Genomic DNA, 13,934 nt, shown 5'->3' on the forward strand with positions numbered 1-13,934 from the left:
TTTGCACCCCATGATCACTACTTCGACGTAGAAGGACACAAACCCGTGGACCTGTTTGAATACCAGGCGCGCGACATGTTTGAGGCTCACGGAGTTCCCGTGTTGGCCGGCATCGTGGCGCACACCCCTGAAGAAGCAAAGGCAGCAGCCGAGAAGATTGGCGGCGTCACCGTTGTCAAGGCGCAGGTGAAGGTTGGTGGCCGCGGCAAGGCCGGCGGCGTCAAGGTAGCCAAGACCGCCGACGAGGCGTTCGAGCACGCAACCGCCATCCTCGGCATGGACATCAAGGGCCACACCGTTAACACGGTCATGATTGCCCAGGGCGCGGACATCGCCGAGGAGTTCTACTTCTCCGTGCTGCTGGACCGGGCCAACCGCAACTACCTGGCCATGTGCTCGGTGGAAGGCGGCATGGAGATCGAAGAGCTGGCCGTGGAGCGCCCCGAAGCGCTGGCCAAGGTTGCCGTCGATCCGGCCGTCGGCATCGACGCGGCCAAGGCCGATGAGATCGTCGCCACCGCGGGCTTCCCCGCGGAAATCGCCCCGAAGGTGGCCGCCGCCATCATCAAGCTGTGGGACGTCTTCAAGAAGGAAGACGCCACCCTGGTTGAGGTCAACCCGCTGGTCCGCACCGGCGCCGGCGACATCGTGGCCCTGGACGGCAAGGTCTCCATCGACGAGAATGCCGACTTCCGCCATCCCCACCACGCCACCCTGGAAGACGCCGCCGCTGCCAACCCGCTCGAGGCCAAGGCCAAGGAAGCCGGCCTGAACTACGTCAAGCTCGACGGCGAAGTCGGCGTCATCGGAAACGGTGCAGGCCTGGTCATGTCCACGCTGGACGTCGTGGCCTACGCGGGAGAGAACCACGGAGGCGTCAAGCCCGCGAACTTCCTGGACATTGGCGGTGGAGCGTCCGCGGAGGTCATGGCCAACGGCCTGGACGTCATCCTCAACGACCCCCAGGTCAAGAGCGTCTTCGTCAACGTCTTCGGCGGCATCACCGCCTGCGACGCTGTGGCCAAGGGCATTGTCGGCGCGTTGGCCGAACTGGGCTCGGCAGCCAACAAGCCGCTGGTTGTCCGCCTCGACGGCAACAACGTCGAGGAAGGCCGCCGCATCCTCAACGAGGCCAACCACCCGTTGGTCACCCTGGCCGCCACGATGGACGAGGGCGCCGACAAGGCCGCCGAACTCGCCAACGCTTCGAAGTAGAGGTTTAGAAACATGTCCATCTTCTTGAACAAAGACTCCAAGGTCATCGTCCAGGGCATCACCGGCGGCGAGGGCACCAAGCACACCGCCCTGATGCTCAAGGCCGGCACCCAGGTTGTTGGCGGCGTGAACGCCCGCAAGGCCGGCACCACGGTTGTCCACGGCGCCGTTGAACTGCCCGTTTTCGGCACCGTGAAGGAGGCCGTCGCCGAGACCGGCGCCGACGTCTCCATCGTGTTCGTCCCCCCGGCCTTCACCAAGGACGCCGTGGTTGAGGCCATCGAGGCCTCCGTGCCGCTGGTCGTTGTCATCACCGAAGGCGTGCCCGTGCAGGACTCGGCAGAGTTCTGGGCGCTGGCCCAGTCCAAGGTTGACGCCGACGGCAACCAGGTCACCCGCATCATCGGCCCGAACTGCCCCGGCATCATCACCCCCGGCGAGGCACTCGTCGGCATCACGCCGAACAACATCACCCAGAAGGGCCCGATCGGCCTGGTCTCCAAGTCAGGCACCCTGACCTACCAGATGATGTTCGAACTGCGCGACCTGGGCTTCTCCAGCGCGATTGGCATCGGTGGCGACCCCGTCATCGGCACCACGCACATCGACGCGCTGGCCGCGTTCGAGGCCGACCCGGAGACCAAGGCCATCGTCATGATCGGTGAGATCGGTGGCGACGCTGAAGAGCGCGCGGCCGAATACATCAAGGCCCATGTCACGAAGCCCGTAGTTGGCTACGTTGCCGGCTTCACCGCGCCCGAAGGCAAGACCATGGGCCACGCCGGCGCCATCGTCTCCGGTTCCGCGGGCACGGCGCAGGCCAAGAAGGAAGCACTCGAGGCTGCCGGCGTGAAGGTCGGCAAGACGCCATCCGAGACCGCCTCACTGCTGCGCGAGATCTACGCAGCCCTGTAATTCCTCGCCAAGGCGCGGCCGCCGCACCGGTTCTCCGGTGCGGCGGCCGCGTTTTTTGTGGGTCCAGGGGCGTGGCGGACGACGCCGGTGCCTCCCCGCGCGTGAAGGCGCGGCACGGCGTCGTACCCGTTGAGGTTGGAGATCATGACGTCCGCTCGTGCCTCGCGGACGTCATGATCTCCAACCTCAACCGGAGCTCCTGCAGGCGCCTACTCCGGCGCCACCATCGGCAGGCCCTCGGCCTCCCAAGTGCTCATGCCTCCCACCAAGGTGTCGGCGTCGTATCCGAGGTCGGTGAGGGCGGCGGCCACGCGGCCGCTCCGGCCGCCGCCATGGCACACGGCGATGATCCGGCGCGACTTGTCCAGTTCGCCGGCGCGTTCCAGCACGGAGCCGGAGGGCAGGTGCACGGCGCCGGCAATCATGCCGGTGGCGAGCTCGTCGCCCTCACGGACGTCGATGACCTGCACGCCGCGGCCGGCGGCGAGCAGGTCGGCGGTGGTGATTTCCTGCATGGCGGTTTCGTTCACGGGTGCTCCTGGGGGTGAGGGCGGCGGCGCGGGTGTGGCACCCGGGCGGCCGCCGCCGTCGTACGTGCAAAAAAACTGACCCTTCCACCGTACCGGCCGCCGGGGCCCCCGCCGAACTCGGCGGCATGGCTAAGCTGGGGACGTGAATTCAACCCGCGCCCCGCGTCACAAGGCAGTCGACGTCGAAGACCTGAACGGCTTCGATTCGTTGGTCGACGGCGGTGCCACGTCCATGCACGGATGGCACTTCCAGTCGGTGGACCTGCGGCAGCGGTCCGCCGAGTTGGCAGGGCTGCGGGCGTCGGGCGCCATTTTCATGGGCTGCCGCTTTGCGGAGGGCGTTGAAGGGTTGCTGCGGGCACGCGGGGCGCTGATTTTTCCGACACTGCCCAACATCCCGTTCAATGCCTACCGCGGGCACCTGTACACGGGATCGGAGCTGTACGCGGGCGTTGCGGGGGCTGAATACGAGGCCGTTCCGGACGCGCAGATATACCAGTGGACGCTGCAGGACGGCCAGGGCCGGGCCTTGAACGCCACGCTCGCCACCGCCATGCACGACCACGCCATTTCCGACGCCCTCGACGAGTTCCTCGACGCCTGTGCCATGGACGGCATGCCGGTGGTGGGCGTCATGGGCGGCCATGCCTCGGGCCGGGACAGTGCGGAGTACGCCCAGGCTGCCCGGCTGGGACGGACCCTGGCCGGGCGCGGCTTCATGGTGGCCACCGGCGGCGGCCCGGGAACCATGGAGGCAGCCAACCTCGGCGCCTACCTTTCCGCGTACGACGCCGGTGCCCTGGACAGCGCCCTGCGCACCTTGGCTGCCGTCCCCGGCTTCCGGCCCTCCATCACGGCGTGGGTCCGCGCCGCGGGCCGGGTGCTCGCGGACTTCCCGGGCGGGGCGGACAGCCTGGGCATCCCTACCTGGTTCTACGGCCACGAACCGCCCAACCCGTTCGCCACCCGGATCGCCAAGTACTTCACGAACTCCATCCGGGAGGCCGTGCTGCTCTCCCGCTCCGGCGGTGGCACCATTTTCCTGCCCGGAGCGGCTGGCACGGTGCAGGAAATATTCCAGGACGCGTGCGAGAACTACTACGCGGCCGCCGAGGCGGTGGCGCCGATGATCCTGGTGGGCCGGAGGCACTGGGAGGAGGAACTGCCCGTACGGGGCCTGCTCTCCGCGCTGGCGAACGGCCGGGCCATGGCGGAGCAGGTCCACCTGGTGGATTCCGTCGAGGAGGCCTGCGAGCTGCTGGCCTAGCCGCCGAGGCGGCTCGTGACCAGCCGCGCGGTGGCGGCACACGCCTCGCCCAGCGTCTGCAGGCGCTCCGGCGACACCCGGAACTTGGGTGCCGGGATGAGGACAGCGGCCACGGCGTCGCCGCGGTGGTCGTATACCGGGGCGGCGACGCCCACCTCGTCCAGGGAGGACTCGCCATAGTTGGTGGCGAAGCCGCGTCGGGCAACGTCGCCGAGCCGCAGGACGTAGGCCTCCAGTCCGGCGTCGTCCAGGCCGGGATAGAACACGGTCCCGTCGCGGAGCAGGCTGCGCACGCGGTCCTCGGGTTCCAAGGACAGAAACACTTGCACCGAGGCACTGAACGCGTCGTGGTACCGGGCACCGAGCGGGGCGGTGTGCTTGACCTGCTGGGGACTGGCGATCTGCTCCACACACATGGATTCACGGCCGTTCCAGACCATGAGGGCACTCGTCTCGCCCGTCTGTTCAGTGAGCCGGCGCAGCAGCGGGTAGGCCGCGCGCCGTTCCTCCAGCTCCGCGAGCAGCGGGCCCGCCACGGCGATCAGGCCCAGGCCCAGTTTGAAGCGGCGTGAGTCCGGGTCCCGCTCCACCAGCTCCTCCTGCTCCAGCGTGGCCAGGATCCGGGACACGGTGCTTTTGTGCATTCCCACGCGCTGCGCGATTTCGGTCACGCCCAGCAGGGGCTCCTCCGCCGAAAAGCACCGCAGCACGGCAATGGCGTTGACAATGACGGATGTCCCGCGCGCATCGGAGGTGCCGGAGTCTGCCTTGGCCGCGGAAGTAGTCATGGACACCATCTTTCCTTACCGATCCGTTAATTAAGTGCAGCTGCGGCGGCCGGGTGGCCGCCGCAGCTGGTGTTGCTTTGTGTGGGGTGTTAGGGGTTGATGATGTTGTTGGTGGGGCCGTAGCCGAATTTGGTGATGTTTTCGGCGCCGTTTTCGTTGATGACGAGGATGTCGTGTTCGCGGTAGCCGCCGGCGCCGGGTTCGCCGTCGGCGACGGTGATCATGGGTTCCATGGAGACGACCATGCCTGGTTCCAGGACGGTGTCGATGTCTTCGCGCAGTTCCAGTCCGGCTTCGCGGCCGTAGTAGTGGGAGAGGACGCCGAAGGAGTGTCCGTAGCCGAAGGTGCGGTTCGGGAGCAGGTCGTGGCTGATGTAGATCTCGTTCAGTTCCGCGGCGATGTCCTTGCAGACGGCGCCGGGCTTGATGAGTTCCAGGCCGCGTTCGTGGACTTCGACGTTGACGTTCCACAGTTCCAGGGAGCGGGCGTCGGGTTCGCCGAGGAAGAGGGTGCGTTCCAGGGCGGTGTAGTAGCCGGATGTCATGGGGAAGCAGTTCAGGGAGAGGATGTCGCCTTGCTGGAGTTTGCGGGTGGTGGCCCAGTTGTGGGCGCCGTCGGTGTTGATGCCGGACTGGAACCAGACCCAGGTGTCGCGGACTTCCTGGTCGGGGAAGGTGCGGGCGATTTCGTGGACCATGGCTTCGGTGCCGATGAGCGCGACTTCGTATTCGGTGATGCCTTCGCGGATGGCGGCCTTGATGGCTTCGCCGCCGAGGTCGCCGATGCGGGCGCCGTGCTTGATGACTTCGATTTCCTCGGCGGACTTGATCATGCGCTGGCGCATGGCGGCCTGGGAGACGTCGGTGAGGGTGGCGTCGGGGAAGGCGGCCTGGAGCTTGTCGCGGAGCAGGACCGGGAGGGTGTCGTCCTCGACGCCGAGGCGGGTGGCCTTGATGCCGCGGCGGCGCAGGGCTTCCTGGATGCCGAAGTAGAAGTTGTCGCGGCGCCAGTCGGTGTAGACGATGTTGTCGCCGTAGCTGGTGCGCCAGGGCATGCCGGCGTCGATGTTGGCGGTGATGGAGACGGAGTCGTCGGCGGTGACGACCAGGGCGTAGGAGCGGCCGAAGTAGGTGAAGAGGTAGTCGGAGTAGTACTTGATGTTGTGGTAGCTGGTCAGGACCACGGCGTCGAGGTTCTTTTCGGCCATGATGGTGCGCAGCCCGCCCAGGCGGCGTTCGAACTCGGCGTCGGTGAAGGTCAGGGGCGCCTTCGTGCCGTTGTGCAGCGTCTTGAGGCGCTCGAGCTCGGAAACGTTCGTCGCGGACGAGGAAGTGGTGGAGAGTGTCATGGGGTGGTTCCTTTGCATTTTTGGTGATGTGTAGATTGGAGGGAAGTGTTGGGGCGTGGCGCGCCGTCAGTGCGACTGGAGGGGCGCCTTCGAGGTTTCCTTGGCGCAGGCCACGGCGATCAGTGACACCACGGCAGCTGCCATCAGGTAGAAGCCCGGTGCCAGTTTTGATCCGGAGGAGGCAATCAACAGCGTGGCAACGAAGGGGGCAGTGCCGCCGAAGATGGCGTTGGACAGGTTGAAGCTGACAGCAAAGCCGCTGTAGCGGACCTTGGTCGGGAACAGCTCCGCCAGGAAGCTGGGCAGCGTGCCGTCGTTGAGCGTCAGCATGGCGCCGAGGAGGACCTGGACAAGCAGGATGACGACAAAGTTTCCGGTGTCCAGGAGCATGAAGGCGGGTACCGTCAGGAAGACGAAGAGCACCGATGCCGTGATGAGCACCTTCTTGCGGCCGAACCTGTCGGACGCCAGGCCGGTGAGGAAGATGAAGCCAATATAGGTGAGCAGCGCAATGGTCGTGGCCACGAAGGATTCCGTCGCCCCAAAGCCCAGCTCCTCGCTGAGGTAGGTCGGCATGTAGCTGAGGATGACGTAGAAGCCGACGGCGTTCAGCAATACGGCGCCCACGGCCAGCAGCAGGGACCTCCAGTGATTCCGGAAGAGCGAACTGACAGGTGCCTTGACGACGTCGTCTTCCTTCTCCAGGGCGCGGAAGGCCGGGGTGTCCTCCAGCTTCACCCGGATGTACCGGCCGATCAGGCCCATCGGGGCAGCCAGCAGGAATGGCAGCCGCCATCCCCATCCATGCATTTGATCGGCGGTGAGTGTGATGGACAGCAGGGCTGCGATGAGCGAGCCCAGCAGCAGGCCGGCGGCCGTGCTGGCGGGGACCACGGCGGCATAGATGCCCCGGCGGTTCGGCGGCGCGTATTCAACCAGGAAGGCCGATGCTCCGGCGTATTCGCCGGCTGCGGAGAATCCTTGCACAATGCGGACCACCAGCAGCGTGATCGGCGCCCAGAGTCCGATCATGTCGTAGCCGGGGATGAGTGCGATGGCGAACGTCGCGGCGGACATGATCAGGATGGACAACGAAAGGGCGTTCTTGCGTCCCACCTTGTCGCCGATGTGTCCCCAGACGAAGCCGCCCAGTGGCCGGACGAAGAAGGACACGGCGAACAGGCCGAAGGTCAGCAACAGGCCCGTTTGCTTGTCGGCCTCCGGGAAGAATGCGCCGGCGATGGTCGCCGCCAGGTAGCCGTAGACGGCGTAGTCGAACCATTCAACGAAGTTGCCGATGAAGCTGGCGGTGATGACCCGCTTCCGCGTGCCCTTGTCGATGCCCTTTTCCGGGCTCGGCTGCCCGCTCATGCTCATCTGCCCGCCGGCGGACGCCATCGTTGCCGTCCGGCCCGTGCTTGGAGATTTGTGATTTGTCATGGGTTCCACCAAAAGTGTTGGGGTTGCAGTCTGTTTATATTGCATTGTTTATATTGCAGCGAACTATTTATGTTGCAGCGAGTGCAACGCTGTTGCACCAGAATATGTGTGTTCCCGGTCACTGTCAATACCCACTTGGAGGTGCGTTCACCATGAGGTCACGCAAAAAGCGCCGCTGCGGGAATTCACCCGAAACGGCGCCTTCTGGCCCCCTGTGCGCAATTGAGTTGCTCTGAACGCAACCTTCCGGTCAGGCGGGCACGGCAGCCGGTTCCAGCGCCAGCTCGCCGACCAGGTCCAGGGCGAGGTCCGCCACAACTTGGTCGTACAGCAGGCCACCCTTGTCAGCGCTGGATCCGGCTGCCGAGGAGAGGCAGCCGGTGGCGGGCGTCCGCTCCGGCACCACCGGGAGCCGGTCAAAGCGAGGCAGCACCGCCGCGGGTCCGTCGACCAGGCGGTCCATCGCCACGCGTGCGGGCTCAAGGTGCAGCATGAGCGAAGTCTCCAGGACGCCCCCGTGCTCGATGTCCCAGCCCGGGAAACCGTCGGGATAGACCTGCGCCAGTGTGTCCTGACTGACAAAGTCCCAGTAGGAGAGCAACAGCACGCTCTGCTTCGCCCCGGGGCCGATCCCGGATTCCTCCAGGGCCAGGTCGATTCCCTCGTAGAGGAACTGGTAGTTCTCGAAATGGCCGTTGACAAAGACCACGTTCCTGACGCCCTGTTTGAGAAAGGACTTGACCAGGTTCCGTGTCATGGCGATGAGGGACGTGCCGTCCAAGCTGGTGGTCCCGGACAGGTGGTTGCCGCCGCCGGACTTCTGCTGCGACTTGTACCCGTAGGCGATGGGTTGGGCAACCAGCGCTCCCAGCCGCCTGGCGACACCTTCCGCGAAATGTCTGGACAGGATGGTGTCGGTCCCCAGCGGCAGGTGCGTTCCGTGCTGCTCCAGCGACCCGACAGGGATGAGGACGATTGCCTCCCCCGACGACAGGGCGTCACGGTAGGCGAAGGCATCCATGTCTTCCAGGAAAACTGACTTGTCCATGGTGGGAAGGCTCCTCGATAAGTGTTGTCTGCTGGGGCACGGGGTGTGCAGCGGCTGGTTCGTGCGGGAAGTCACCAGCTGCGGCGGCCGGGTGGCCGCCGCAGCTGGTGTTGCTTTGTGTGGGGTGTTAGGGGTTGATGATGTTGTTGGTGGGGCCGTAGCCGAATTTGGTGATGTTTTCGGCGCCGTTTTCGTTGATGACGAGGATGTCGTGTTCGCGGTAGCCGCCGGCGCCGGGTTCGCCGTCGGCGACGGTGATCATGGGTTCCATGGAGACGACCATGCCTGGTTCCAGGACGGTGTCGATGTCTTCGCGCAGTTCCAGTCCGGCTTCGCGGCCGTAGTAGTGGGAGAGGACGCCGAAGGAGTGTCCGTAGCCGAAGGTGCGGTTCGGGAGCAGGTCGTGGCTGATGTAGATCTCGTTCAGTTCCGCGGCGATGTCCTTGCAGACGGCGCCGGGCTTGATGAGTTCCAGGCCGCGTTCGTGGACTTCGACGTTGACGTTCCACAGTTCCAGGGAGCGGGCGTCGGGTTCGCCGAGGAAGAGGGTGCGTTCCAGGGCGGTGTAGTAGCCGGATGTCATGGGGAAGCAGTTCAGGGAGAGGATGTCGCCTTGCTGGAGTTTGCGGGTGGTGGCCCAGTTGTGGGCGCCGTCGGTGTTGATGCCGGACTGGAACCAGACCCAGGTGTCGCGGACTTCCTGGTCGGGGAAGGTGCGGGCGATTTCGTGGACCATGGCTTCGGTGCCGATGAGCGCGACTTCGTATTCGGTGATGCCTTCGCGGATGGCGGCCTTGATGGCTTCGCCGCCGAGGTCGCCGATGCGGGCGCCGTGCTTGATGACTTCGATTTCCTCGGCGGACTTGATCATGCGCTGGCGCATGGCGGCCTGGGAGACGTCGGTGAGGGTGGCGTCGGGGAAGGCGGCCTGGAGCTTGTCGCGGAGCAGGACCGGGAGGGTGTCGTCCTCGACGCCGAGGCGGGTGGCCTTGATGCCGCGGCGGCGCAGGGCTTCCTGGATGCCGAAGTAGAAGTTGTCGCGGCGCCAGTCGGTGTAGACGATGTTGTCGCCGTAGCTGGTGCGCCAGGGCATGCCGGCGTCGATGTTGGCGGTGATGGAGACGGAGTCGTCGGCGGTGACGACCAGGGCGTAGGAGCGGCCGAAGTAGGTGAAGAGGTAGTCGGAGTAGTACTTGATGTTGTGGTAGCTGGTCAGGACCACGGCGTCGAGGTTCTTTTCGGCCATGATGGTGCGCAGCCCGCCCAGGCGGCGTTCGAACTCGGCGTCGGTGAAGGTCAGGGGCGCCTTCGTGCCGTTGTGCAGCGTCTTGAGGCGCTCGAGCTCGGAAACGTTCGTCGCGGACGAGGAAGCGGTGGAGAGTGTCATGGGGTGGTTCCTTTGCATTTTTGGTGATGTGTAGATTGGAGGGAAGTGTCGGGGCGTGCCCTAGACCAGCTGCGCTGGTTCCGCGTGCTTGTCCTCGCAGGCGTCCCCGTGTTCCGCCAGCACGGCGTCGTCGTGCAGGTCGGCGCGGATGCCCAGGGGCACGCCGGCCTTGATGCGCTTGCGGAAGCGCGGGTAGCCAAGCGCAAGGTAGAGGCCTGCTGACGTGATGGTGCCGGCCAGCCAGGAGAGGTCTATGCCGCCCATGGCCGTCGCGATGGGGCCCTGCAGGATGGGCATTCCTCCGTACATGAACAGCCAGGTCATGACGATGCCGGCGAAAAATGCGATGAAGGCCGGCGCGTTGATGGATTTCAGGGCTGTGGACTTCGGGTCCAGGAACAGGTACGAGAAATCCTTGTGGTGCCGTTCAAAGATGAAGTAGTGGACTGCCATGATGCCGCCCCAGGTAGCCACCCAGGCGACGATGGTGCCCAGCCAGGAGTCGAGGATCATGGCGAAGTCGGAGGCGAACATGAAGGCGATGACCGCACCCATGGACAGCACGCCCACCAGGATGGAGAGCTTGCGGCGGGAGAGCTTCACATCCAGGGCCTGGAAGGCGACGCCGAAGGTGTACAGGTTGATGATGTTGGTGGCAATGGGGCCGTGGATCACCAGCAGAATGACCGGGATGGCCATGGTGCCGAAGTTGGAGACGATGAGCTGGCCGGGATCCGCCTGCCCGTTCTTCGTGGCGAGGCTGGCTCCCAGGATGCCCAGCCAGACCACGGGCAGGAACTGGCCCAGGACGCTGACCAGGAACAGCTTGGCGGGCTTGACCGTGCGGCTGACAAAGCGGGAGTAGTCGGGGGCGTAGGTGAACCAGCCGATGCCCCAGCCGATGCCGATGACGGTCATGATGGCGGACATGGCGGCGATGCGCGGCATGCCCTCCAGCACGTGGCCGGCCGGGCCTGCATAGCCCCAGTTGATGTCAAGGTGTGTCCAGGCGATGATGGACATCGCGACCAGGACGATGATGGTTGGCGGCATGGTGATGCGTTCAAACTTGGCGATGGCGCGGTATCCCCGGTAGCAAATCGCCACCTGGATGGACATGATGATCGCGGCGACAAGGATGCGCACCGGAATGTTTTGCTGGTGGGGGTCAACCCAACCGATCATGCCGAACAGGGCCATGACCAGGTCAAGGATGACCCAGGTGTTCACAGCCGACCAGCCAATGGCGATGGTGGCCTGGATGGCGGCCGGAAGGTAGGCGCCGCGCCGGCCAAACGCGCCGCGTGCCAGCAGCATTCCCGTGGCGCCCGTACGCTGGCCAAGGATGACGAAGAAGCCAAAGCCGGCCATGCCGATGGCGTTTCCAACGATCAGCACGATCAAGGTGTCGCGCAGCCCCAGCCCCAGCTGGATCCCGAGGGCCCCGAGGATCCAGTTGATGGGGGCGACGTTGGCGCCCGCCCAGATCCAAAACTGGCCGGACAGCCTGGTGGTCCGTGCCGATTCCGGGATGGGCTGCAGAACGTCTTCAACGTCGATGGTCGCAGTTTCAGGCGACCGTTGCTTGCTGCGGTTCATGCGCGTCTCGATTCACTACGGTGTGATTGCAGGGGGACTTGGTGGGATTGACGATTGACCCAGCTTATGGGTGATTTGGCCCACATCATAGATACTTTTTGATTACACTTAGCCCAAAAGCAGCGACATAATGTCGCCTGTCCACGAAGGAATGCCATGATCACGCTCGCCGAGGTCCTTGCCTCCCAGTCCATGTCCGCCGCCGACCCCATGCTGTGCAGCGACGTCCCGGGAACCCTGCACCGGGTGGTCCGGTGGGTGCATTCCAGCGAGGTGCTGGAGATCGCCCCGCTGCTGCGCGGCGGAGAGCTGCTGCTCTCCGGCGGCGAGGCGCTGCTTGCCCTTCCATCGAAGGAGCAGGAGGACTACGTCCGCAGCCTGGCTGTCCGGAACATCGCTGCCTTGGCAGTGCAGTCGGCCGGCAGGGCCGACCCGCTGCCCGAGGGCCTCATTGCCGCGGCCAACGCGAACGGGCTGCCGCTGATTGACCTGCGGGCGGTGGCCCCCTTTGTCGACATTGCCGAAGCAGTGAACCGGCTGGTGGTCAATGAACAGGCGGCTGCGCACCAGGTGGTCGACGACGTCTCCCGCAGGATTGCGCGCCAGATCACCGACAAGGGCCCGCACGTCCCAACCATCCTGGAGTTGGTGGCCGCGGGGCTGGCGGCCGAAGTGTCGCTGGCGGCCCCCGACGGCCAGCCCCTGGGTCATGCGGGCGGCGCGGCTGACGACGGCGGTTCAAGGGCGGTGGCCGGCATTGTGGTGGGCGGCCAGCTGGCCGCCCAACTGACACTGCGGTCCGCGTCGCCGGATCCATTCCTGCTCGAACTGGCGGCCGACCGGCTCTCCGGCATCCTGGCGCTGGCGCTCGCGCAGGCCTTCCACCCGACGCCGGCCCAAGTCGCCGAGGCGAGCCTGCTGGAGGCGGTGCTGGAGGACGGCAGCGCGGGGTCCATCAGGCGGCTGTGGCTGCAGGCCGGGCTGCAGCCCGGCCAGGCGGCGGTCATGGCCGTCTTCCGGACGTACGGCAGGGACGCCGACTTCGCCGCCGTCGCACGGGCCCTGCGCACGGGGGCGGTGAACGTCAGATCCCATTTGTGGGACGGGGACCTGGCGGTGCTCTTCGCCCTGCCGCAGCACAGTGCGCGGACGGCGCGCGAAGCGCTGCTGCGTGCGGCGCGGGACGCAGTGGGCGCCTTGGACGTCTGTGCGGCCTTCGGGCCATGGGTGGCCGACGGCCCGAGCGCGCACAAGTCCTATGTTGAGGCGCGGGAAATTCTGGGATATGCGGAGGCGTCAGCCGGCGAGGTGCTGGATGCCATGGATTTCCTGGGCCGGCGGATCCTCGGCGCCGTGCCGGATCCGGCATTCCTGGGCCCCTATGTGCGTGCGACGGTGGGGGGAATAGTGGACTGGGACCAGAAGCATGGCACGGCCCTGCTGGCGACACTGCTGTGCTGGCTTGAATCGGGGTGTAACACGACGGGATCGGCGCTCACCTTGAACATTGAGCGGCAGACCATGCACAAGCGCCTGAACAAGATTCACGAACTGCTCGACGGCGACCCCCGCACCTCCGGCAGGCTGTCCGCCATCCACATCGCCGCGGCGGTGGCCGCAACCGCGCCGCCCTCCTCGCGTATGTCCGGCAGAAACGCCTAGAGGACGCTGCGGACCGTCCTTTCGAAGCTGGTCACGTGCTCCAGGGCCAGGCTGCCGGCCAGCTCGGCCTCTCCGTCGGCAATGGCCCGGAGCAGGGTGCTGTGCTCGGCGATGTGTCCGGCCACGGACGGGATCTTGTCCAGCACCAGGCACCAGATGCGCGTAGCCAAGTTGTCATAGCGGATGAGCACGTCCTCCAGGTGCGGATTCGCGGCGGCCGCATAGATCTGCCGGTGCACCATGATGTCGTAGCGCATGAGCGCCAGCTGGTCCGTGCCGCCGGGGCCGGAACCTGCAATGTCGGCGGCGAGTTCCCGCAACGTTTCGCGCATGCCGGGCGTTGCCGTGCGGGCCGCACGCCGGGCTGCCAGGGGCTCCAGCAGTTCGCGGATTTCGGAGATGTCTGCCAGCTCGGTGATGTCCACCCGGGTTGCGAAGGTTCCGCGGCGCGGGTAGGAGACCACCAGGTGGTCGCTCTCCAACCGCTTGAGTGCCTCGCGCACCGGTGTGCGTCCCATCCCCAGCCTGGCGGACAGCGCCGAGTCGTTGATGGCTTCTCCCGGGCGTATCTCCAGCATGATCAGCTGGTCGCGCAGGTGCCGGTAGGCCTGCTCGGCGAGGGGCAGGCCCGTGCCTTCGGCCACCTCGTTGTCCACCGCAAGACTCATCATCTCTCCTCCTTGCTGCCGCTCTGCTTTGCGCGGGCCAAATGGGCTGAATGTTGCTGTTGGTCA

Annotated in this window: 12 protein-coding genes; 4 read left to right on the plus strand and 8 right to left on the minus strand. The window is 65.8% G+C overall.

Annotated elements, in window-relative coordinates; all coding sequences use genetic code 11:
* Positions 1 to 45 precede the first annotated feature (45 nt).
* Together sucC and sucD are read left to right on the plus strand one after the other, a co-directional pair.
* On the plus strand, positions 46 to 1,215 hold the full coding sequence (sucC, locus tag DMB86_RS05545) for an ADP-forming succinate--CoA ligase subunit beta (protein WP_113716907.1): 1,170 nt from the start codon (positions 46 to 48) through the stop codon (positions 1,213 to 1,215).
* Positions 1,216 to 1,227: 12 nt separating this feature from the next.
* Positions 1,228 to 2,130, plus strand: coding sequence for a succinate--CoA ligase subunit alpha (sucD, locus tag DMB86_RS05550; RefSeq protein WP_113716908.1), 903 nt, complete (start codon positions 1,228 to 1,230; stop codon positions 2,128 to 2,130).
* Between the two features lie 209 nt (positions 2,131 to 2,339).
* On the opposite strand, the gene DMB86_RS05555 is transcribed toward sucD, so the two are convergent.
* Positions 2,340 to 2,660, minus strand: coding sequence for a rhodanese-like domain-containing protein (locus tag DMB86_RS05555; RefSeq protein WP_335645029.1), 321 nt, complete (start codon positions 2,658 to 2,660; stop codon positions 2,340 to 2,342).
* Between the two features lie 142 nt (positions 2,661 to 2,802).
* Between DMB86_RS05555 and DMB86_RS05560 the strand changes: the two genes are divergently transcribed.
* Positions 2,803 to 3,927: an LOG family protein gene (locus DMB86_RS05560; protein ID WP_227878612.1), complete on the plus strand. Its 1,125-nt coding sequence runs from the start codon at positions 2,803 to 2,805 to the stop codon at positions 3,925 to 3,927.
* On the opposite strand, the gene DMB86_RS05565 is transcribed toward DMB86_RS05560, so the two are convergent.
* From DMB86_RS05565 to DMB86_RS05590, 6 genes are all read right to left on the minus strand, one after another.
* Positions 3,924 to 4,724, minus strand: a complete 801-nt coding sequence (locus DMB86_RS05565) for an IclR family transcriptional regulator (RefSeq protein ID WP_113716909.1) — start codon at positions 4,722 to 4,724, stop codon at positions 3,924 to 3,926. The two genes, DMB86_RS05560 and DMB86_RS05565, sit on opposite strands and share 4 nt — an antisense overlap.
* A gap of 80 nt (positions 4,725 to 4,804) precedes the next feature.
* Entirely contained in the window at positions 4,805 to 6,064 is a 1,260-nt protein-coding gene (locus tag DMB86_RS05570; protein WP_113716910.1) for a M24 family metallopeptidase, read from the minus strand.
* 66 nt (positions 6,065 to 6,130) lie between these two features.
* Positions 6,131 to 7,441, minus strand: a complete 1,311-nt coding sequence (locus tag DMB86_RS05575; RefSeq protein WP_227878709.1) for an MFS transporter — start codon at positions 7,439 to 7,441, stop codon at positions 6,131 to 6,133.
* Positions 7,442 to 7,754: 313 nt separating this feature from the next.
* Positions 7,755 to 8,552, minus strand: coding sequence for a creatininase (locus tag DMB86_RS05580; RefSeq protein WP_113716912.1), 798 nt, complete (start codon positions 8,550 to 8,552; stop codon positions 7,755 to 7,757).
* Positions 8,553 to 8,679: 127 nt separating this feature from the next.
* Complete coding sequence (locus DMB86_RS05585; protein WP_113716913.1) at positions 8,680 to 9,939, minus strand: M24 family metallopeptidase; 1,260 nt, start codon at positions 9,937 to 9,939, stop codon at positions 8,680 to 8,682.
* Between the two features lie 60 nt (positions 9,940 to 9,999).
* Positions 10,000 to 11,538 (minus strand): purine-cytosine permease family protein, encoded by a 1,539-nt coding sequence (locus DMB86_RS05590; protein ID WP_113716914.1) that lies wholly within the window; start codon positions 11,536 to 11,538, stop codon positions 10,000 to 10,002.
* 156 nt (positions 11,539 to 11,694) lie between these two features.
* Here DMB86_RS05590 and DMB86_RS05595 point away from each other — a divergent pair, with 156 nt between their 5' ends.
* Entirely contained in the window at positions 11,695 to 13,200 is a 1,506-nt protein-coding gene (locus tag DMB86_RS05595) for a PucR family transcriptional regulator (protein WP_113716915.1), read from the plus strand.
* Here the strand turns inward: DMB86_RS05595 and DMB86_RS05600 are convergent.
* On the minus strand, positions 13,197 to 13,868 hold the full coding sequence (locus DMB86_RS05600) for a GntR family transcriptional regulator (protein ID WP_113719357.1): 672 nt from the start codon (positions 13,866 to 13,868) through the stop codon (positions 13,197 to 13,199). The genes DMB86_RS05595 and DMB86_RS05600 overlap by 4 nt on opposite strands.
* Between the last annotated feature and the right edge of the window lie 66 nt (positions 13,869 to 13,934).

The organism is Arthrobacter dokdonellae, from assembly GCF_003268655.1.
In the GTDB taxonomy this organism is placed as follows: Bacteria; Actinomycetota; Actinomycetes; order Actinomycetales; family Micrococcaceae; genus Specibacter; species Specibacter dokdonellae.